Source organism: Rhodoferax sp. P2_H8_2 (assembly GCF_056403235.1).
In genome coordinates this window covers 86,638-106,625 of the sequence record NZ_JBFUFW010000001.1, presented here as the reverse complement: position 1 = coordinate 106,625, position 19,988 = coordinate 86,638, and the positions used below count along the sequence as shown (strand labels likewise).

18 protein-coding genes are annotated in these 19,988 nt (G+C 60.8%); 12 read left to right on the top strand and 6 right to left on the bottom strand.

Going from position 1 to position 19,988, the window contains the following annotated elements; genetic code table 11:
• Positions 1-85: 85 nt before the first annotated feature.
• A complete protein-coding gene (locus tag AC1DV6_RS00550) occupies positions 86-517 on the bottom strand; it encodes a hemerythrin domain-containing protein (protein WP_477974248.1) in 432 nt (143 codons plus the stop codon).
• 107 nt (positions 518-624) lie between these two features.
• Between AC1DV6_RS00550 and AC1DV6_RS00545 the strand changes: the two genes are divergently transcribed.
• On the top strand, positions 625-1,362 hold the full coding sequence (locus AC1DV6_RS00545) for a 2OG-Fe dioxygenase family protein (protein WP_477974247.1): 738 nt from the start codon (positions 625-627) through the stop codon (positions 1,360-1,362).
• Here the strand turns inward: AC1DV6_RS00545 and AC1DV6_RS00540 are convergent.
• From AC1DV6_RS00540 to AC1DV6_RS00520, 5 genes are all read right to left on the bottom strand, one after another.
• Complete coding sequence (locus AC1DV6_RS00540; protein ID WP_477974246.1) at positions 1,328-2,557, bottom strand: NAD(P)H-dependent flavin oxidoreductase; 1,230 nt, start codon at positions 2,555-2,557, stop codon at positions 1,328-1,330. The two genes, AC1DV6_RS00545 and AC1DV6_RS00540, sit on opposite strands and share 35 nt — an antisense overlap.
• A gap of 128 nt (positions 2,558-2,685) precedes the next feature.
• Entirely contained in the window at positions 2,686-3,438 is a 753-nt protein-coding gene (locus AC1DV6_RS00535) for an SDR family NAD(P)-dependent oxidoreductase (RefSeq protein WP_477974245.1), read from the bottom strand.
• 63 nt (positions 3,439-3,501) lie between these two features.
• Positions 3,502-5,082: a gamma-glutamyltransferase family protein gene (locus tag AC1DV6_RS00530; protein WP_477974244.1), complete on the bottom strand. Its 1,581-nt coding sequence runs from the start codon at positions 5,080-5,082 to the stop codon at positions 3,502-3,504.
• Positions 5,079-6,788 carry a single-stranded-DNA-specific exonuclease RecJ gene (recJ, locus tag AC1DV6_RS00525; protein WP_477974243.1) on the bottom strand — a complete coding sequence of 570 codons (1,710 nt, stop codon included), beginning with the start codon at positions 6,786-6,788 and terminating at the stop codon, positions 5,079-5,081. The genes AC1DV6_RS00530 and recJ overlap by 4 nt, the downstream gene beginning before the upstream one ends.
• Positions 6,776-7,744: a hypothetical protein gene (locus AC1DV6_RS00520; protein WP_477974242.1), complete on the bottom strand. Its 969-nt coding sequence runs from the start codon at positions 7,742-7,744 to the stop codon at positions 6,776-6,778. Before AC1DV6_RS00520 ends, recJ begins: the two co-directional genes overlap by 13 nt.
• Before the next feature lie 57 nt (positions 7,745-7,801).
• Here AC1DV6_RS00520 and AC1DV6_RS00515 point away from each other — a divergent pair, with 57 nt between their 5' ends.
• The 11 genes from AC1DV6_RS00515 (at position 7,802) to ahpF (ending at position 19,717) form a co-directional block, all read left to right on the top strand.
• On the top strand, positions 7,802-9,061 hold the full coding sequence (locus tag AC1DV6_RS00515; RefSeq protein ID WP_477974241.1) for a lipoprotein-releasing ABC transporter permease subunit: 1,260 nt from the start codon (positions 7,802-7,804) through the stop codon (positions 9,059-9,061).
• On the top strand, positions 9,054-9,836 hold the full coding sequence (gene lolD / locus AC1DV6_RS00510; protein ID WP_477974240.1) for a lipoprotein-releasing ABC transporter ATP-binding protein LolD: 783 nt from the start codon (positions 9,054-9,056) through the stop codon (positions 9,834-9,836). The genes AC1DV6_RS00515 and lolD overlap by 8 nt, the downstream gene beginning before the upstream one ends.
• A 6-nt stretch (positions 9,837-9,842) precedes the next feature.
• Positions 9,843-10,691 (top strand): TatD family hydrolase, encoded by an 849-nt coding sequence (locus tag AC1DV6_RS00505; RefSeq protein WP_477974239.1) that lies wholly within the window; start codon positions 9,843-9,845, stop codon positions 10,689-10,691.
• A gap of 55 nt (positions 10,692-10,746) precedes the next feature.
• Positions 10,747-11,484, top strand: coding sequence for a substrate-binding periplasmic protein (locus tag AC1DV6_RS00500; RefSeq protein ID WP_477974238.1), 738 nt, complete (start codon positions 10,747-10,749; stop codon positions 11,482-11,484).
• Between the two features lie 36 nt (positions 11,485-11,520).
• Positions 11,521-12,279, top strand: coding sequence for a class I SAM-dependent methyltransferase (locus AC1DV6_RS00495; protein ID WP_477974237.1), 759 nt, complete (start codon positions 11,521-11,523; stop codon positions 12,277-12,279).
• Positions 12,276-14,057, top strand: coding sequence for a type IV pilus assembly ATPase TfpB (gene tfpB / locus AC1DV6_RS00490; protein WP_477974236.1), 1,782 nt, complete (start codon positions 12,276-12,278; stop codon positions 14,055-14,057). Before AC1DV6_RS00495 ends, tfpB begins: the two co-directional genes overlap by 4 nt.
• 21 nt (positions 14,058-14,078) lie before the next feature.
• Positions 14,079-15,080, top strand: a complete 1,002-nt coding sequence (locus AC1DV6_RS00485) for a Bug family tripartite tricarboxylate transporter substrate binding protein (protein ID WP_477974235.1) — start codon at positions 14,079-14,081, stop codon at positions 15,078-15,080.
• Positions 15,081-15,238: 158 nt separating this feature from the next.
• Positions 15,239-15,739: a tripartite tricarboxylate transporter TctB family protein gene (locus AC1DV6_RS00480; protein WP_477974234.1), complete on the top strand. Its 501-nt coding sequence runs from the start codon at positions 15,239-15,241 to the stop codon at positions 15,737-15,739.
• Positions 15,740-15,749: 10 nt separating this feature from the next.
• Positions 15,750-17,261, top strand: coding sequence for a tripartite tricarboxylate transporter permease (locus AC1DV6_RS00475; RefSeq protein ID WP_477974233.1), 1,512 nt, complete (start codon positions 15,750-15,752; stop codon positions 17,259-17,261).
• Positions 17,262-17,411: 150 nt separating this feature from the next.
• Positions 17,412-17,975, top strand: a complete 564-nt coding sequence (gene ahpC / locus AC1DV6_RS00470; protein ID WP_477974232.1) for an alkyl hydroperoxide reductase subunit C — start codon at positions 17,412-17,414, stop codon at positions 17,973-17,975.
• A 167-nt stretch (positions 17,976-18,142) separates the two neighbouring features.
• Positions 18,143-19,717 carry an alkyl hydroperoxide reductase subunit F gene (gene ahpF, locus AC1DV6_RS00465; protein WP_477974231.1) on the top strand — a complete coding sequence of 525 codons (1,575 nt, stop codon included), beginning with the start codon at positions 18,143-18,145 and terminating at the stop codon, positions 19,715-19,717.
• The last annotated feature ends 271 nt before the right edge of the window (positions 19,718-19,988 follow it).

Genomic DNA, 19,988 nt, shown 5'->3' with positions numbered 1-19,988 from the left:
TCCAGTGTATGCCCCTACGGTAATGCAGCGCGGGGCTCCCACCGAGGGCCAATTGGAAATCGACGGCCAGTGCCACTTCGGGCGGCTATATGTTGCCTGGCGCCGGGTCGTAGCCCGCAGAACGCAGGTGCAATGCGAGCGACGCGTCCATGCTTTGGATGTGTTGCGCAAACCACCGACCCAGTTCGCGCGCCATTGTGCGCACTGCGGCAACACCTTCCTTACCACCAAGAACTTCGCCCTCGCGCATCACTTGCAAAATCACCTTGTGCTGGGTCGCATGGCTGCTGTCCGCGGCATATCCGGTTGCCAGCATCCAGCGGTCTTCGGCATCAAATTGCTGTTGGGTGTGCGCTATCAGCGTGGTCCAGCACGACAGGATGTTCTGGTCCGCCGCGGTCGCCGCTGCTGCCAACAAGTCGACAAACGTGTGGTGTGCCTGGTCCATCAGCGGTATATCCAGCGCCAGTGCATCGCTCCATGAGAGTGTGTCGGCGCGCGTGTCGTATATGTCCAAGGTCGGGTCTCCGGAAGTTGCGTGCTGAGCCTAAGTCTGTGTGGGGAGTCACACTTTGATGCAGGTCACAAGATGGGCATACAGGCCCGTCGATAATGCTGCTCACCATGACGAGTTCTTTTTCTCCTCCCAGCCTGACCCGGTGCGACGCGCTGCAACCTGCCCTGCAACAGCAAGGCTATGCGGTGCTAGCGCCCGCGCTGGTGTGCGAAATGGCGGCCATTGCGGCACCTGCGATGCAGGCATGGCAGGGCCTTTGGAACGACCTGCCACCCGACCACTACTTGCGCGATGGTGGCCGCTATCGGACGCGGCGCCATTCCTGTTTCACGATCAACGGTGACGCGGTGGACCTGGTCGCACACCGGCCGCATTGGCAATCCGTCGACTACAACGCACTGCATGGCGGTATGCAGCGCCACTTTGAGCCCATGGATGTGCAGATGTCGGCGGATGTGCAGTGGCTGCGCCTACTGACCTGGCTGGGGCGGGAATGTTCGGTTTTGAAGGGTGAACAAACCTGGTACACGGAAGCGCACCAATTCCGCATTGACACCACCGATGGCATAGGCCGCCCCACGCCCGAAGGTGCGCACCGCGATGGTGTCGATTTGGTGGCTGTGTTTCTGGTGGATCGCTATGCGGTCAAGGGCGGTGAGACCCGGGTGTTTGAGGCCGACGGCCCGAATGGCCAGCGTTTTACGCTGACAGAACCCTGGTCATTGCTTTTGCTGGACGATGCCCGCGTGATTCATGAGTCCACCCCCATCCAACCCTTGAGCGAAGGGGCTTATCGCGACACACTGGTTGTCACGCTGCGAGCGGGTGGTTTTCAGGGGGCGTGAGCAGGCGCTGCATTAGCTCGCGCACGCTGCGGATCTGGTTGCCAAAGGGCAGCGTGCCTGCGCCTCGGAAGAACAGACCCTTCTTCACATCGCCACGCAATGCAGCGGCCAGCTGGTTGTCGATGCAGAACTGCCCCCAGCCTTGCAAGCCATCGCGCAGGCCGCACTGTGCCAGGCAGTCAAAGCTTTTGGTGCAGCGGGCTTTCACATGCGCCACTGCCTGCAGCTTGGGTTCGATTTTCAGATAGGCGCGTAGCCAGGGCGTGTTCACCGCGCGTGCTGGCAGGCCAGCCACGCTGGTGAATTCCACCAGGTATTCCACGCGCGCTTCTGCCAGCACGCGCTTGAACTCGGCATGTGCATCGCTTTCTTCTGTCACGGCAAAGGCAGTGCCCAATTGCACCGCGGACGCGCCCAGCGATTGCAGACGCGCAATGTCTTCAAAGCAGGATATGCCGCCGGCCGCAATCAACGGGATTTCCTTTTCATAGCCCGCATCCTTGAAAAATTGCCGAACCTGCGGAATGACGTTTTCAAAATCAAAGCGTGTATCACCCAAGTCTGCAATCTTGGCTGCTCCCAGATGACCGCCGGCCAGGCGCGGGTGCTCAATGACGATGGCATCTGGCAGGCGCTTCTTGCGCTCCCATTTCTTGATCAGCAATTGCACGCCACGCGCGTCGGACAGGATGGGAATCAGTGCGACTTTGGGGTGGTCTATGGCGAGATCCGGCAGGTCCAGCGGCAAGCCCGCGCCGACGACGATGGCGTCAATTCCGGCTTCCAGTGCGCGGGTGACGGACGCTGCGTATTCGCTGACGGCTCGCATTACATTGATGGCCAGCATGCCGCGTCCCCGCGATAGTTCCCTCGCAGCTGCTATTTCGCGGTCTATGGCCTGCAGGTTGGCTTGGTTGATACCCGCCTTGGCGGCGTCACCCGGTGCCAGCTCCCGCGTGCTGTCCATCAGGTCCGGGTAACGGCGCCGCAGATCCACGCTGGAGAGCGTACCCATACCACCCAAGGCGGCCACGCTGCCCGCTAGGCGGTGCCCCGAAATGCCGATACCCATGCCGCCCTGCACGATGGGCAGCAGCGTGTGGTCGCCCAGCTGCAGAGCGGTTAGTCCGCTGTGGTGAAGCCAGTCGGCAGACTCCTGGGTGAGTTGCGGATGCGTGTCATGTGTGGTGGTCATGGTTGCTAAGGCTGCTCAAGGTACAAGCAAGCAGCTTAGGTCAGGCTTGCTGCCCGACTATTGAGATGGGTCAAACCCAGTGCTCAAATAGAAACTTGGCCCTTGGTAATGCAAGGGTGATGGGATTTCTATTGACGCACGTCTGCAACGGGCTCACTACCAAAATCTGGCCGATTCAAGAAGGCAATGACCTTTTGCGCAGCATCGGCAGGGCTGCTGAGCTGCTTGCCGCTGTGCATTCCAGCAAACATCGCAACATCCGGAAATTTGGCAGGGTCGCTGGTGCGCAATTGCACCTGCATGTCGGTGTCGATCACGCCGGGTGCCAGCGAGCACACTTTGGCACCGTTCTCCAGCTGCGCTTCGTCCAAAGCGACGCAGCGGGTGAAGTGGTCCATGCCCGCCTTGGCGGCGCAATACGACGCAGACGACGCCATCGCGCGCCGTCCCAGGCCCGAGGAAATATTGAGCACCTTGCGCTGCGTATTCCAGTTGCGGGTCATGCCCAAAAACGCGGCGGTGAGCTGCATAGGCGCTTCCAGACCCACGCGCAATGCAGTCGCAAGCTCTGTGGGGCTCGCATCGCGCAGCGGCACCATCGCCGAAATCAGCGCGGCATTGTTGATCAACGTCACGCTGGCGATTGTCTGGGGGTCGATGTTGGCAAACCAGGCGCTCAGCGCAGTGGCGACCGCCTCGCCGTGTGCCAGATCCCGTGGCCACTGCTCCAACTGTGCGCCTGCGCGTTGCGCTTCTTCCGCCAGTTGCGCGTTGGTGTTTCGGGAGATGCACAACAGGCGCGCCGTGGGTGACAACAGTTGTTGGGCAATGGCCAGACCCATGCCGCGGGAGGCGCCAGTGATGATGGTGAGGTGGTGCATAAATAATTTTAGTCAGTTGGGGTCAGAGCACATCACTTCGTGAGTGGTCTGACCCGCAAGTCTTCAATACGCGACGGCCTGGCCGTCCTTGCGCGGGTCAGAGCCTGCGACATAGCTGCCACCAAGGCGTTGAATTAACTGCGCACCGCCGAACGCGAAAACGCCGTTGCCGGTTTCGATGCTGATCTCGTGCCCCAAATCCCGCAGGCCTTGTACGACGGCCGGATCAAAGCCCGGTTCCAGTGCCACTTTTCGGCCGTTCACTACACGCCAGCGCGGCGCGTTGGCCGCCGCCTGCGGATTCTGGCCATGGCGCAATATGCGCATCGCCATCTGCACATGGCCTTGTGACTGCATGGGCCCGCCCATCACGCCGAAGGCCATTTGCGGCGTGCCGTCGGCGTGCATCGCGAAGCCCGGAATGATGGTGTGCGATGGGCGCTTGCTTCCGCTCACTTGGTTGGCGTGCCCGGGCTGCAGTGTGAAACCCGCAGCACGGTTTTGCAAGCTGATGCCGGTGCCGGGCACCACGACGCCGGAGCCAAAGCCCATATAGTTGCTCTGAATAAATGACACCATCATGCCGCTGGCATCGGCCGTGGTTAGGTACACCGTGCCACCCGGTCGCGGTGCGCCGAAGGTGGGCGCCCCCGCCTTGTTGGGGTCTATCAATCGAGCGCGCTGTTGCAAGTAGCCGGGTTGCAGCAAGTCGTAGGTAGACAGCCGCATATGCGCTGGGTCAGCGTTGAACTGCTGCAGATCCGCCAGCGCCAGCTTCATCGCCTCTATGCACAGGTGCACGGTGCGTAAATCGTCAACGCCGTCGGTGTCCCAGTGCGCCAGCATGCCCAGCGCCATCAGCGTGGCGATGCCCTGGCCGTTCGGTGGAATTTCGTGCACCACGCTGCTGCCAAATTTTTGCGAGATCGTGCCGCACCAATCGACTTGGTGGTTGGCCAGATCGGCCAGTGTCAGCGCACCGCCGTGTAGCTTTGCATGCGCCACCATGGCCTGTGCCAAATCGCCGCGGTAAAAGTCTTCGCCCGCGCTTTGTGCAATGCGCTCCAGCGTCTGCGCGAGCGCCGGGTTTTTGAAAGTCTGTCCTGCCAAGGGAGCAGAACCGTTGGGCGCAAAGCATTCTGCAAAGCCGGGCTGATCGCCCAGTCGTTGCAAGCCGAGTTGCCACAGCGTAGCGATGATGGGGGATACCGGAAAGCCGCTGCGCGCATAGTCCACCGCAGGCGCGGCCAGTTCGGTCAGCGGCTTGCTGCCAAAGCGTTTGTTCAACGCCACCCAGGCCGAGACTGCGCCGGGTACGGTGACCGATTCCCAGCCGCGCTCCGGCATGGTGGTTTGGCCTGCAAAACGTTCGGGTGTCCATGCTGCAGGAGAGCGCCCGCTGGCGTTGAGTCCATGCAGTTCCTTGCCATCCCAAACGATCGCAAACGCATCGCTGCCTGCACCGCAGCCTGTGGGCTCGACGACGGTCAGTGTCATTGCTGCAGCCAGCGCCGCGTCCATCGCGTTGCCACCGCGTTGCAACACCTGTAACCCGGCTTGCGCGGCGAGTGGGTGAGAAGTGCTGACCACATTGCGGCCCAGCACCGGTGAGCGGGCCGAAGCATAAGGTTGCGAAAAATTCACGTTTCGGCCCCTTCCACCAGAAAGCGTACGCGCCGCACGCCGTTCCAGGCGTCGGCATCGAGCCGGAACGCCAGCGTTACCTTCGCCGGCAGCGGCTCGGTGTGGCCAAACCAGATGCCGTCTACGGGTTGGCCCTGGTGCTTGAGTTTCAGCGACAGGTGTTTCTCGCCGACCAGCCGCTGGGAAATGACTTCCACTTCTTCGCTGAAGGTGGGTGGCGCAAAGCCTTGGCCCCATACTTCCTTGTGCAGCGCATCCACCAGCTCCACGCGCATGTACTCGGGTGCCAGCGCGCCATCGGTTTCCAGTTTGCGCGTCAGCGTCGCCGCATCCAGCCACTCTTGTGCGACTTCCATCAGGCCTTGCTCGAAGTCGTCAAAGTGTTCCTCGTTGATCGTACAACCCGCCGCCATCGCGTGGCCGCCAAAGCGCAGCAACACGCCGGGGTAGCGTTTGGCCACCAGGTCCAGCGCGTCGCGCAGATGAAAGCCGGGGATGGAACGACCCGAGCCTTTGAGTTCGTGTTCCTTGCCCGGCGCCTGGCTGGCAGCGAACACAAAACTGGGGCGATGCAACTTGTCCTTGATGCGCGAGGCGACGATGCCCACAACGCCTTCGTGGAAATCCGGATCGAACACGCAGATCGCCGGCGGCGGCTCATCGCCTTCGTCGAACAACGACTCGACGATGTCCATCGCCTGGTCGCGCATATCGCCCTCGATCACGCGGCGCTCGCGGTTGATGCCGTCCAGCATTTTGGCCAGTTCGTCGGCGCGCGCAGCGTCGTCGGTCAGCAGGCATTCAATGCCCAGCGTCATGTCCGACAAACGGCCTGCCGCATTGATGCGCGGGCCCAAAGCGAAGCCGAAGTCAAACGTGGTGGCGGTCGCCGCATTGCGCCCCGATGCTACAAAAAGGCTAGCTAGTCCCGCAGGCAGGGCGAGCGCTCTGACCCGCTTCAATCCTTGGGCTACGAGGCGGCGGTTATTCGCATCCAGCTTCACGACGTCGGCCACAGTGCCGAGTGCAACCAGCGGCAGCAGCACGTCCAATTTCGGTTGCGTGTTCGCGTCGAACACGCCACGGGTACGCAACTCGGAGCGCAATGCCATCAGCACATAAAACATCACACCGACACCAGCGATGGACTTGCTGGCAAAGGTGCAACCCGGCTGGTTGGGGTTGACGATTACATCCGCATCCGGGAGCGTCTGCCCCGGCAAGTGGTGGTCGGTCACCAACACTTGCAAGCCCAGTTCTTTCGCGGTGGCCACGCCTTCGACGCTGGCAATGCCGTTGTCCACAGTGATCAGCACATCAGCGCCTTGCGCCTTGACCCGCTTCGAGATCGGCGACGTCAGCCCGTAGCCGTCGATCACGCGATCTGGCACCAGGTAATCCACATGCTTGGCGCCCAACAGGCGCAGGCCGCGCACGGCGACCGCGCAGGCAGTGGCACCGTCGCAGTCGTAGTCAGCGACGATGCACAGGTGCTTGTCGGCGGCAATCGCATCGGCCAGCAAGACGGCGGCGTGGTCCAGGCCCAGCATGGTTGAGGGAGGCAACAGTTTCGCCAGTGCATCGTCCAGCTCGTCGGTGCTGGTGACGCCGCGCGCGGCGTACAGGCGGGCCAGCAGCGGATGGATACCGGCCTGCTCCAGGGTCCACACGCTGCGCGGTGGGATGTCTCGGGTCACGATGTGCATAGGGATGTCAAAAATTCTTGGGGTGATAGGGGGGTGATGCGGCGTTGCAGCCGCTGCCATAACGTGAGCGGCTGGCGCGTGAAAGTGATGGCTTGGGTATCGCTGCATAGCGTCACTTGCAAGGCCTCGCCTTGCTGCAAGCGTTGCACATCGTGCGCCAGCGTGCTGCTGTCCAGCGCGTGCCAGGCCATCACCCAGGCAGCGGCATCGTCTTGCAGTGCGGGGGAGCGCAAAGCATCGCGCAGGCTGAGTGGCGCAGCGGCCTTGGCGTGCCAGGCTTCGTCCGGCGTCCCGGTGCCGCTGACCCAGAAGGCATTGACGGCGGGCAGCTTGAAGTGCGCGCGCTGGTCGTTGACCGCGTGGGTGTACAGCAGCATCTGCATTTCGTTTTGCAGGCGGCGCAGCATCTTGGCCTGTTCCTGGCGTGGCATCCAGGCGTCCACGCTTTGGCCGCTGACCCGGTCTAACGAAGCCGTGGGCAGATCCACAAACACCGTGCCATGGGCCAACCAACGGGAATGGGTTTGCTCCGGGGCGGGCGAAAACAGCGTGATGCCGTCTTCGGCGAAGAACGGTTGCATGGCTTGCAACAACTGGTCGGCATCGTGCGGCGTCAGCGCCAGGTGCACCGGGTCGGTCATCTCCACGTGGTCGGAATGGATGGTCCAGTGGCAAGGTGTGACCCAGGCCCAGCCGCGCGGGCCATGCAAGCCTGTCAGGCCGCGCTGGCGCGCTTCATCGGCGGCCCAGGGGATCAGGCCGTCGGCGCCATTCAAGCCTGCGGCTTGGGCTTGCAGGCGCTCAGCCAGCGGCGTCAGGTCGGTGGCGGCACCATGCAAATGGCTGGTCTGGCTTAACATCTGTAACAGCTGCGCAAGATACGGCAGCTCCAGCCGTTTCAGGGCATCCCGGCAGTGGGGCCCCGGCGGCGCGGCAAAGGTGATCAGCGTGTGCATGGCGACATTGTCCGGTATCGAACGGATTGTGGGCTGTGCTAATGCCACAATCCCCCCGTGAAACATCTTCCCTACGAACTTCGCATCGGCTGGCGCTACACGCGCGCAGGCCGGGCCACCCGCAAAAACGGCTTCATTTCCTTTATCTCTGGCGTCTCCATGCTGGGCATTGCGCTGGGCGTCGCGGCCCTGATCATTGTGCTCAGTGTGATGAACGGCTTTCAGAAGGAAGTGCGCGACCGCATGCTGGCCGTGGTCTCCCACATCGAAATCTATGCCGCAGGCGGCCAGGCGCTGCCCGATGTGCAGCAGACGCTGACGCAGTCCAAGGCCAACCCCGCTGTCATCGGTGCTGCCCCTTTCATCGCAGCCCAGGCACTGCTGGCGCGCGGTGAGGACATGAAAGGCATCATGGTCCGGGGTATTGATCCGGCGCTGGAGTCGCAGGTGACCGATCTGGCGACCGGCGAACAGGCTGCAGTGTTGCAAGGTCTGCGCAGTGGTGAATTTGGCGTGGTGCTAGGCGCCGAGCTGGCGCGCTCGTTGGGCGTGCATGCGGGTGACAAGGTGACGCTGGTTGCACCCAGTGGTCAGGTGACGCCCGCTGGCGTGGTGCCGCGCCTCAAGCAATTGACCGTGATGGGAACTTTTGATTCCGGCCACTTTGAATACGATTCGGCGCTGGCGATGGTGCATGTGGATGATGCGGCGAAGATTTTCCGGCTCGAGGGCCCGTCGGGCGTACGCCTGAAACTGAAGGATCTGCACCAGGCGCGCGAAGTTGCAGACGAACTGACCAAAACGCTGGGCGGTGACGTGTTTGTGCGCGACTGGACGCGCCAGAACCGCACCTGGTTTGCCGCCGTGCAGGTCGAGAAACGCATGATGTTCATCATCCTGACGCTGATCGTCGCCGTCGCCGCGTTCAATCTGGTCAGCACGCTGGTGATGACCGTGACAGACAAGCGCGCCGATATTGCGATCTTGCGTACGCTGGGCGCCAGCCCGGCCAGCATCATGGGCATCTTCGTAGTGCAAGGTGCGATGGTGGGCGTGATCGGTACGCTGGCCGGTCTGCTGCTCGGCTTGGGCGTCGCGTTCAATATCGATGTGATCGTGCCCGCCCTGGAGCGCTTGCTGCACGCGAACTTTTTGCCGCAAGACATTTACCTGATCAGCCGCATGCCCAGCGATCCACAGCAATCTGACATTCTTCCGGTGGCCGTGATTTCGCTGCTCATGGCGTTTGTCGCCACGCTATATCCCAGCTGGCGTGCTTCCCAAGTGAACCCTGCAGAGGCGTTGCGTTATGAGTGATATGACCCCCACGCTCCACCGCTCAAGCGGGTCGCTGCCCCCCGAGGGGGCCCTCGCGGCTCGGGGCGGCCCAGCGCCGCTCGACCAAGTTTTATTGCAATGCCGCGGCTTGACCAAGCACTTTCACGAGGGCCGTCTGGACGTCACGGTGTTGCACGGCGTCGACCTCGATGTGCGGCGCGGCGAAACGCTGGCCATCGTCGGAACCTCCGGCTCTGGCAAAAGCACGTTGCTGCACTTGCTGGGAGGGCTGGACGCTCCGACCAGCGGCACGGTGACCTTGCATGGCCAGGCATTGGCGGGACTGTCAGCCGCCGAGCAAGGCCATTTGCGCAACCGGCATCTGGGTTTTGTTTACCAGTTTCACCACCTGCTGCCCGAGTTCAGTGCATTGGACAATGTTGCCATGCCATTGACAATTCGGCGTGTAGCGCCCGCAGAATGTGCGCAAGCAGCTATGAAAATGCTAGCAAGCGTGGGCTTGGCCGATCGGGCTCACCACCGTCCGGCCGAGCTGTCGGGGGGCGAACGCCAGCGCGTGGCGATTGCGCGCGCGCTGGTGACGCAGCCCGATTGCGTGCTGGCCGATGAGCCCACAGGCAACCTGGACCGCACCACCGCTGACAGTGTGTTTTCGCTGATGATGGATTTGGCGAAGCAGCAGGGCACGGCCTTTGTGGTGGTTACGCACGACACGACCATTGCAGAGCGCTGCCAGCGGCGCCTGAGCCTGGTGCAAGGGCGGTTAGCCGAAGCGGAAACGCGCAGCGCGTAATTTCGCATGTGGATTGACACCCACTGCCATCTGGATGCACCGGAGTTTGGGGCGGAGATGCCCGCCATCCGTGCGCAAGCAGCTATCAAAGGTGTAGCGCACTGTGTGATTCCGGCAGTGGAGGTCAGCAACTTCGAGACCGTGCGGGCGCTGGCCCATACGCATGGCGACAGCTACTGCCTGGGAATTCACCCGCTGTATGTAGCGCAAGCGTCCGATGCCGATTTGCAGACCCTGGATGCGACCTTGCAAAAACTGATCGACGATCCGCGCCTGGTGGCGGTCGGTGAAATTGGGCTGGACTTCTTTGTGCCTGAACTCCAGCTCAGCCCCCTGCGTGAAAAGCAGGAACACTTCTACCGCGAGCAACTCAAGCTGGCGCGTCGCTATGGGTTACCCGTGGTGTTGCACGTTCGGCGCTCGGCAGACCGCCTGCTCAAACACCTGAGAGAAGTCGGGCAGGGTGACTACACATGGTCGGGCATTGCCCATGCCTTCAACGGCAGCGCGCAGCAGGCGCAGGCGTTTATCGATCTGGGCTTCAAGCTGGGCTTTGGCGGCGCAGTGACGTTTGAGCGCGCGCTGCAGTTGCGCCATCTGGCAGAGAACCTGCCGCTGGAGAGCATCGTGATGGAAACTGACGCACCCGACATTCCGCCGCATTGGCTTTACACGACTGCCGGGCAGCGCGCAGAAGGACAGGCGCAGGGGCGCAACACGCCGGGAGAGCTGCCGCGCATTGCCGAAGTAATTGCCAGCCTGCGCGGCATTTCCATGGCAGCCCTGGCCAAAGCCACTACGCGCAATGCCTGCCAAGCGTTGCCGCGATTGACGGCCTTGTATTTACCCGCTTGACGGGTCTACTGCCGTTGTCCATACTGGCTTTGTGAACGCGTTGGAACGATTCATCATGGCCACAGTGCTGGTGCTTGCGCACGCGCTGGGGCAAGCGCAGCCCATTGTTTTGCGCACCGCAGCCCAAGAAGGTTCTGCGCCCAAGTTCATTGAATGGGAAGGCAGCGTGCAAGGCCATTGCCCTGACATCTTGCGTGCACTGGAGAAAGTCGATCCCCAGCTCCGATTTGAGCTCGCAACCATACCTACTTCTATCAAGCGCCTGGAGAGCCATCTGAAAGAGGGCCGCCTGGACATTGCGTGTGCGCTGCTCGATACGCCGCTGCGCAACGAGATCGCTTACCGTATTTCCACACCGCTGTTTCTGCTGCGCGAACGTCTGGTTGGCCGCATCGACGAAACGCTGCAGATACACAGCTTGAAGGAGCTCGCCGATACCGGCGATATGGTGGCTACGCAGACCGGGGCGAGTTACGCTGAAAGTTTGCGCGGCCAGGGCGCCAAGGTGGACGAAAGCACTGGCGACAGTGCGGTGGCGCTGCGCAAACTGGTGGGCGGAAGGGTGCGCTTTTATTACACCAATGAGCTGACTGGTGCGTATTACATCCGTACCGGCAAGCTGGAGACGCAGCTGCGCCTGATGCCCGGCATCTTGCAAGAGACACCCAGTTATCTGTGGGTCAGCCGCAAAGTGGACGAAGCCACCGTGCAGCGGCTGGAGCGCGCCGTGGCCCGGCTCCAGAAAGATGGCGTGCTCGACAAAATCTACCGTAGCTATCTCAACAAGCAGTAAACCGTGCTCCCCGGGGCCTTGCTGGTATAAATCCCCATGGCAAAACCCCAGGCATTTGAATTTCCCGAAGTCAATTTCTCCGAAGAGGGGCCGATCCGCCATCTGCATCTGGGCAGTGAATGGATTCAGGGTTCGATGCTGGTGGACGCGCCGACGGTACTGGTGCATGAATATATTCAGCGCATGATGGCCTGGTTGCTGTTTGTGGAACCCGACAGCGTGGCCAAGCGCCAGGCGCTGCAGCTGGGGTTGGGTGCGGGGTCGCTGACCAAGTTTTGCCACAAGGAATTGAAGATGAAGACCACGGCGATTGAACTGAACCCCCAGGTGCTGCACGCCTGCCGGGGCTGGTTCAAGTTGCCGGCCGACAATGCGCGGATGCGCGTAGTGCTGGCCGATGCGGCGCTGGAGATCCAGCAACCCCAATGGCTTGGCGCGGTGGATGCATTGCAGGTTGATCTGTATGACGAGGAGGCTGCCGCGCCCGTGCTGGATAGCGTGGACTTCTACCGCAATTGCCGAGCGACATTGACGGAAGAGGGCTGCATGACCGTCAACCTGTTTGGGCGCCACTCCAGCTATGGCAAGAGCGTGGAGAAGATGAAAGAGGCCTTTGGTGACGATGCGCTGTGGGCCTTCAAGCCCACGCGTGAAGGCAATACGGTGGTGCTGGCCCAGCGCACACCGTCACGTCCCAAGCGCAACGTACTGATGGAACGGGCTGAGAAAATCAAAGCGCAATGGGCGCTGCCCGCGGACAAATGGGTTCGTGTTTTTAAACCAGAAGCATCATGAACACACACACTAAAACGCCGCCTCCGGCGGTAGCGCATCGCGGTCCGCTGGACTGGCACACGCTGGTGCAATGGCTGCGCACCGACGGTGTTATCTCTGTGGAAGAAGCCGAGCGCACCATCAAACGCTGCTCGCAGGCTGAAAGCGCGCAGCACCCACTGGTGCGCCTTGCCAGTGTGTCCATGCGGCGCGAAGCCGATGGCAAACCGTTGGACGTGGAGACACTGACCCAGTGGCTGGCCGCCCGCTCCGGCATGGCCTACTTGCGCATCGACCCGTTGAAGGTCGAAGTGGGCAAGGTGTCCGACGCAATGAGCGCCGCTTATGCCGAGCGACACAAGATTTTGCCGGTGATCACCACGCCCAGCGAAGTGACGATAGCCACTGCCGAGCCCTATGTGACGGACTGGGTCGGCGAAGTGGAACGCCAGTCGCGCCGCAGCGTGCGCCGCGTACTGGCCAGCCCGCAGGAAATTCATCGCTATACGGCTGAGTTCTATGCGCTGGCCAAGTCGATTCGCAATGCCAGCAAATCCGGCGTCAACAATGGGGCAAGCTTTGAGCAGCTGGTAGAGCTGGGCAAAACCAACAAACAGCTCGATGCCAACGACCAGGGCGTGGTGCAGGTGGTGGACTGGCTCTGGCAATACGCGTTTGACCAGCGTGCCAGTGACATCCATCTGGAACCACGGCGCGAGCAGGGCGTGATCCGTTTCCGTATCGACGGTGTGCTGCACCCGGTCTACCAGATGCCCATGGGCGTGCACAACGCGATGACCGCGCGCATCAAGCTGCTGGGGCGTATGGATGTGATCGAAAAGCGGCGTCCGCTGGACGGCCGTATCAAAACCCGCAATCCGCGCGGCGACGAAGTGGAAATGCGTATTTCCACTTTGCCCACCGCCTTCGGCGAGAAGATGGTGATGCGGATTTTTGATCCGGACAACACCGTCAAGGATCTGGATGCACTGGGTTTTGCGAGCCACGATGCAGAACGCTGGGAGGCGCTGGTCAAACGCCCGCACGGCATCATCCTGGTGACCGGCCCTACCGGTTCCGGCAAGACCACCACGCTGTATTCCACGCTCAAGCGTGTGGCAACGGAAGAGGTCAATGTGTCCACGGTGGAAGACCCGATCGAAATGATTGAGCCTTCGTTCAACCAGACCCAGGTGCAACCGCAACTGGATTTTGGTTTTCCGCAGGGTCTGCGCGCGTTGATGCGGCAAGACCCGGACATCATCATGGTCGGCGAAATTCGCGATCTGGAAACTGCTGAGATGGCGGTTCAGGCGGCGCTGACCGGGCACTTGGTTTTCTCGACGCTGCACACGAATGACGCGCCTTCTGCGATCACGCGTTTGATGGAGTTGGGTATTCCTGCGTACCTGATCAATGCGACCTTGTTGGGTGTATTGGCGCAGCGACTTGTGCGCACTTTCTGCAAAGCCTGCCGTACGCGCGATGAAACGATGACACGCGAAGCCTTGCAAGAGATGGTCAAGCCATGGCAGATCAACGGTGGCTTCAAGCCCTACAAGCCGGTAGGTTGCGTGGAATGCCGCATGACCGGCTTCTCGGGCCGTATGGGCTTGTATGAGTTGTTGACGGTCACGGAGGCGTTCAAGGACCGCGTGACCACCGCGCCGGGCATCGATGCCCTGCGTCGGCAAGCAGTGACGGATGGCATGCGCCCCTTGCGCCTTGCCGGCGCACTGCGTGTGGCGGAGGGGCAGACCACGATAGAGGAGGTTTTGTCCTCCACGCCACCGCTTTGACTTGGAGCCAAAGGAGACCGTATGCGTGATATCGACATTGCCTGGAGCCGGCGTGCGGTGCTGCAAAGTGGTGCATTGGCGGTTGGCAGCAGTCTTGCCGGTGGTGCTTGGGCGCAGACCCCGTGGCCCGCAAAACCCATCCGCTTGGTGGTTCCGTTTGCGCCCGGCGGCAGCTCCGAAATCGTTGCCCGCGCCGTGGCAGGGGAAATGGCCAAGACGATAGGACAGAACGTCTTTGTCGAAAACAAGCCGGGCGCTGCGGGCAATATTGCGATGCAGGAAGTGGCCAACTCCACCGATGAGCACACCATCATCCTGGGCCACATTGGAACGCTGGCGGTCAACCCCTTCATCTTTGCCAAGCTGCCTTACGACCCGCTGAAGGACTTTGCACCGATCACGCTGGTCTCTAAAGTGCCCAGCCTGTACGTGGTGCATCCGGACTTGCCGGTGAAAAACCTCAAGGAGTTTGTTGCCTACATGAAGGCGCGTCCGGGCCAGCTTAACTATGGTTCTGCAGGGAACGGCAGCGCGGGGCATCTCGCCTTTGAATACCTGAAGATGGTGAGTGAAACCTTCATTCTGCATGTGCCCTACCGTGGCACCGGGCCCATGCTGACAGATCTGATGGCCGGGCGTTTGCAGGCGGCTTCGGTGGGGGCACCTGCCTTGCTGCCGTTTATCAAGGCGGGCAAGCTGCGTTGTATTGCCACTGGCACTACCAGCCGCTTGTCGCAATTGCCCGATGTGCCAACGGTGGCCGAGCAGGGCTACAAAGGCTTTGAGATGACGCAGTGGTACGGGCTCCTGACACCTGCGCGCTGGCAAAAGTCGAATCTGGCAAAGCTGGAGGCGCAAGCCATTGCGGCCACGCAGAGTACCGTGGTCAGCGACAAACTGGGCCAGGAAACAGCGCTGGCGGTGGGCAACAGCGCTACCGCTTTTGGTGCATTCATCCGCGCGGAGCAGGCACGCTGGAAACCGGTGATTGCGCGCGCGGCAATCAAGCCCGAAGGAATTTAAGACGGCGCTGTTTTTGCCACAGGTGCGGATTTTCGCGCATGCCAATATGGGGAAACCCGTAGTGCATGACGACAACTACACATTGCCTTCGCAGTAAGCCTTGCCTCAGGGTTTTCCGGGCAGAATGTGCCACCGGGTATTACTCGAGGAGACATTGGATGAATATTAAAAGTCAAAAAGACTTCTTCTCCGGCGTGATGTTCATGGGCGTGGGCGTGGCCTTCGCTTGGGGCGCTGCTGGTTACACCATCGGCAACGGCGCACGCATGGGTCCGGGCTACTTTCCGCTGGTGCTGGGCATCTTGCTGGCTATTTTGGGCGGCATCATCACCTTCACTGCGTTGGTGGTTGAAACCGTGGACGGAGACAAGATCGGCTCCTTCGCTTGGAAGCCCCTGTTCTTCATCATCATGGCCAATGTGGTGTTTGGCGCCTGCATTGGCGGTCTGCCCAGCATTGGGTTGCCACCCATGGGGCTGGTGATTGGCATCTTTGCATTGACCTTTATTGCCAGCAATGCGGGTGACGAATTCAATCTCAAGGAAGTGATTATTCTGGCCGTTCTGCTGAATGTGCTGAGTTACTTCGCGTTCATCGTCCTGCTCAAGCTGCAGTTCCCGGTTTTGCCCGGTTTCGTCACCGCGCTGTTTGCGGCCTAAGGGGAACACCATGGATCTGTTTAACAATCTCGCGCTCGGTTTTGGTGTTGCGTTCACTGCGCAAAACCTGATGTACGCATTCATTGGCTGCCTGTTGGGCACGTTGATCGGTGTGCTCCCGGGCATTGGCCCGTTGGCAACCATCGCGATGCTGCTGCCAGCAACTTATGCGCTGCCACCGGTTGCGGCGCTGATCATGCTGGCGGGCATTTACTACGGCGCGCAGTACGGTGGCTCCACCACTGCGATCCTGGTCAATCTGCCGGGTGAGTCTTCCTCAGTCGTGACGACGATTGACGGCTACCAGATGGCCCGGCAAGGGCGAGCGGGTCCGGCCCTGGCAGCTGCGGGACTGGGTTCCTTTTTTGCGGGTTGCGTGGGCACATTGATATTGGCAGCCTTTGCTGCACCGCTGACGGAGCTGGCTTTCAAGTTCGGCCCGGCGGAATATTTCTCGCTAATGATTTTGGGACTGATCGGCGCCGTGGTGCTGGCCTCGGGCTCATTGGTCAAAGCGGTGGCCATGATCGTGCTGGGTCTGCTGCTGGGCATGGTTGGCACGGACGTGAACTCTGGCGTCGCGCGCTTCAGCTTTGACATCGCGGAGCTGACCGACGGCATTGGCTTCATCGTGATCGCGATGGGCGTGTTCGGTTATGGTGAAATCATCAGCAATCTTTCCAAGCACGAAAGCGAGCGCGAAATCTTCACGGCCAAGGTGACCGGCCTGATGCCGACCAAGGAAGATTTCAAGAACATGTTCCCGGCGGTTTTGCGCGGTACGGCTCTAGGTTCGCTGTTGGGAATTCTGCCCGGTGGTGGCGCCGTGATGGCCGCGTTTGCCGCATACACCCTCGAAAAGAAGACCAAGCTTCGTCCGGGTGAGGTTCCATTCGGTAAAGGCAATATCCGGGGTGTAGCCGCACCGGAGTCGGCGAACAACGCGGGCTCGCAGACATCGTTTATTCCGCTGCTGACGCTGGGCATTCCCCCCAACGCCGTGATGGCTCTGATGGTCGGAGCGATGACCATTCACAACATCCAGCCCGGCCCGCAGGTGATGACCAACAACCCTGAGCTGTTCTGGGGCCTGATTGCGTCGATGTGGATTGGCAATCTGATGCTGATCGTTTTGAACCTGCCGTTGATCGGCATCTGGATCAAGCTGTTGAGCGTTCCCTACCGCTGGTTGTTTCCATCCATCGTGCTGTTCTGTGCGATTGGCGTCTATTCGACCAACAACAACACCTTCGACATCTGGATGGTGGCGATATTCGGCATCATTGGCTATCTGTTCATCAAGCTGGGGGCAGAGCCCGCGCCGCTGTTGCTGGGCTTCATCCTGGGGCCGATGATGGAAGAGTATCTGCGTCGTGCACTGCTGCTGTCGCGCGGCGACTGGAGCGTGTTCGTCACGCGTCCGCTATCGGCCAGCTTGCTGGCAGCCGCTGCGCTGCTCCTGATCGTAGTGCTGATGCCATCGGTCAAGGCCAAGCGCGAAGAAGCGTTCGTCGAGGATTGAGCCTTTCAGGCGACCTGCCCGCCGTGCGGGCAGGTTCTAAATAGCCTTTGACAATTGGGTTGATTAAATCAATTAACCCACTAAATGGCCGGCAAGCCCTAAGATTCAGCCTGTTCATGTTCAGAACAGCAACTTTTAGAGGAATCCACCATGTCTTTGATCAACACACAAGTACAACCCTTCAAGACCGAAGCCTTCCATAACGGCAAGTTCGTTCCCGTGACCAACGAGACCCTGAAGGGCAAGTGGTCTGTGCTGATTTTCATGCCGGCTGCCTTCACGTTCAACTGCCCCACCGAAGTGGAAGACGCAGCTGACAACTACGCTGAATTCCAGAAGGCCGGTGCCGAGGTTTACATCGTTACCACCGACACGCACTTCGCGCACAAGGTGTGGCATGAGACTTCTCCTGCTGTGGGCAAGGCCAAGTTCCCGCTGGTCGGCGACCCAACCCACGCGCTGACACGTGCGTTTGACGTGCATATCGACGAAGAAGGCTTGGCACTGCGCGGCACCTTCATCATCGACCCTACAGGCACGATCAAGACGCTGGAAATCCATTCCAACGAAATCGCCCGTGACGTCAAGGAAACCCTGCGCAAGCTGAAGGCTGCCCAGTACACCGCCGCTCACCCCGGCCAAGTGTGCCCAGCCAAGTGGAACGAAGGCGCCAAGACCATCACTCCTTCGCTGGATCTGGTCGGCAAGATCTAAGCTGGATCAAGTCACGGCAGAGCGCCTAGAAGCGCTCAGAAGCCGGACAGCGTCCTGGCGCGCGCGCGCCAGGCCGTCCGGCTTTTTTACGTCGAAAAATGGCTGCAGAGCGCATGGAATGTGCGTAAGCAGCTATCAATTTAATAGTATTCAAAAGGAAAGCCACCATGCTCGACGACACCCTCAAAGCCCAACTCGCCGCCTATCTGGAACGCGTGACGCTGCCGATCGAGATCGTGGCGTCTCTGGGCGACGATGACAACTCCGTGCAGATGCGCGAGTTGCTGCAAACCATTCAGACCGCCCGCAGCGACAAGATCACTGTCTCCTATGACGGCCAAGACGCACGCAAGCCTTCCTTCTCGCTGAAGCGCGCTGGCACTGCCACCAGTCTGCGCTTTGCGGGTCTGCCGCTGGGCCACGAATTCACATCGCTGGTATTGGCGCTGTTGTGGACTGGCGGTCACCCGCCCAAGGTGGAGCAGGATGTCATTGACCAGATCAAGGGTCTAGATGGTGATTTCAACTTTGAGGTCTACATGAGCCTCACCTGCCACAACTGCCCGGATGTCGTGCAGGCGCTGAGCCTGATGGCGATTCAGAATCCCAAGATCAAGACCACAGTGATCGAAGGCGGCGCGTTCCAGGATGAAGTCAACGCTCGCGAAATCATGGCTGTGCCCAGCGTCTACCTCAATGGCGCGCTGTTCGGCAATGGCCGCATGCTGGTCGAAGAGATTGTTGCCAAGCTCGACACTGGCGCTGCCGACAAAGACGCCGCCAAGCTCAATGCCAAAGACCCGTTCGACGTGCTGATCGTTGGCGGCGGCCCTGCCGGTGCAGCTGCAGCGGTGTACGCCGCACGCAAGGGCATTCGCGTGGGCGTGGCGGCAGAGCGCTTTGGCGGCCAGACCAACGACACGCTGGGCATTGAGAATTTCCCGTCCGTGCAGGAAACCGACGGCCCAAAGTTTGCCGCCGCACTGGAAGCGCAAACCCGCTCCTACGGCGTGGACATCATGAACCTGCAGCGCGCCGACAAGATCATCCCGGCCGCAGCGCCCGGTGGCTTTGCCGAAGTGGTGTTGGCCAATGGTGGCAGCCTGAAAGCCAAGACCGTCATCCTCTCGACCGGCGCGCGCTGGCGCAATGTCAATGTGCCCGGCGAAGCCGAGTACAAAAACAAGGGCGTGGCCTACTGCCCGCACTGCGACGGCCCGCTGTTCAAGGGCAAGCGCACGGCGGTCATCGGCGGTGGCAACTCCGGCGTCGAAGCCGCGATTGATCTGGCCGGTATCGTGGCCCATGTCACGCTGGTCGAGTTCGCCGATCAGTTGAAGGCCGATGCCGTGCTGGTCAACAAACTAAAGAGCCTGCCCAACGTGACCATCCACACCAATGCGCAAACGACGGAAATCACCGGTGCCGACGGCAAGGTCAACGGCTTGAAATTCAAGGATCGCGCGACAGGCGTGGAGCATCTGGTGGAGCTGGAAGGCGTGTTCGTGCAGATCGGTCTGATCCCCAACACCGAGTGGCTCAAGGGCACGGTGGCGCTGAGCAAGTTTGGCGAGATCGAAGTCGACGCCAAGGGCCACACCAATGTGCCAGGCGTGTTCGCGGCGGGCGATTGCACGACCGTGCCGTTCAAGCAGATCGTGATTGCGGCGGGGGATGGGTCGAAGGCGGCGCTCAGTGCGTTTGATCATTTGATCCGCTCTCCGCTAGTTGCTACTGCCTAGCAGCCCAGTTTCCGTTCGGGCTGAGCCTGTCGAAGCCGTTGGGTTCATTTGGACTCAGCGGCTTTTTCTATTGCGCCCGCAGCAGGCACGGCGTAAGCCCCTCCGCGAATGTCCTTCGCCCTGCGGGCTCCCCCTTGATTTGGCAAAACCCCAAGTCCACGCTGCGGGGCTCACCTGCTGCTGGAGACCTGCGCGGCTGTCAGTGGGGACTCTTTTCTTTTCACAAATCACCCAAATGGGGGATGCCCAAAGCACAGAAATCGGGTCAGAA

Coding starts and splice junctions, on each gene's coding strand:
- AC1DV6_RS00545 (WP_477974247.1), top strand. CDS start 625: ATGACGAGTTCTTTTTCTCCTCCCAGCCTGACCCGGTGCGACGCGCTG.
- AC1DV6_RS00540 (WP_477974246.1), bottom strand. CDS start 2,557: ATGACCACCACACATGACACGCATCCGCAACTCACCCAGGAGTCTGCC.
- AC1DV6_RS00535 (WP_477974245.1), bottom strand. CDS start 3,438: ATGCACCACCTCACCATCATCACTGGCGCCTCCCGCGGCATGGGTCTG.
- recJ (WP_477974243.1), bottom strand. CDS start 6,788: ATGCACATCGTGACCCGAGACATCCCACCGCGCAGCGTGTGGACCCTG.
- AC1DV6_RS00520 (WP_477974242.1), bottom strand. CDS start 7,744: ATGCACACGCTGATCACCTTTGCCGCGCCGCCGGGGCCCCACTGCCGG.
- lolD (WP_477974240.1), top strand. CDS start 9,054: ATGAGTGATATGACCCCCACGCTCCACCGCTCAAGCGGGTCGCTGCCC.
- AC1DV6_RS00505 (WP_477974239.1), top strand. CDS start 9,843: ATGTGGATTGACACCCACTGCCATCTGGATGCACCGGAGTTTGGGGCG.
- AC1DV6_RS00500 (WP_477974238.1), top strand. CDS start 10,747: ATGGCCACAGTGCTGGTGCTTGCGCACGCGCTGGGGCAAGCGCAGCCC.
- AC1DV6_RS00495 (WP_477974237.1), top strand. CDS start 11,521: ATGGCAAAACCCCAGGCATTTGAATTTCCCGAAGTCAATTTCTCCGAA.
- tfpB (WP_477974236.1), top strand. CDS start 12,276: ATGAACACACACACTAAAACGCCGCCTCCGGCGGTAGCGCATCGCGGT.
- AC1DV6_RS00485 (WP_477974235.1), top strand. CDS start 14,079: ATGCGTGATATCGACATTGCCTGGAGCCGGCGTGCGGTGCTGCAAAGT.
- AC1DV6_RS00480 (WP_477974234.1), top strand. CDS start 15,239: ATGAATATTAAAAGTCAAAAAGACTTCTTCTCCGGCGTGATGTTCATG.
- AC1DV6_RS00475 (WP_477974233.1), top strand. CDS start 15,750: ATGGATCTGTTTAACAATCTCGCGCTCGGTTTTGGTGTTGCGTTCACT.
- ahpC (WP_477974232.1), top strand. CDS start 17,412: ATGTCTTTGATCAACACACAAGTACAACCCTTCAAGACCGAAGCCTTC.
- ahpF (WP_477974231.1), top strand. CDS start 18,143: ATGCTCGACGACACCCTCAAAGCCCAACTCGCCGCCTATCTGGAACGC.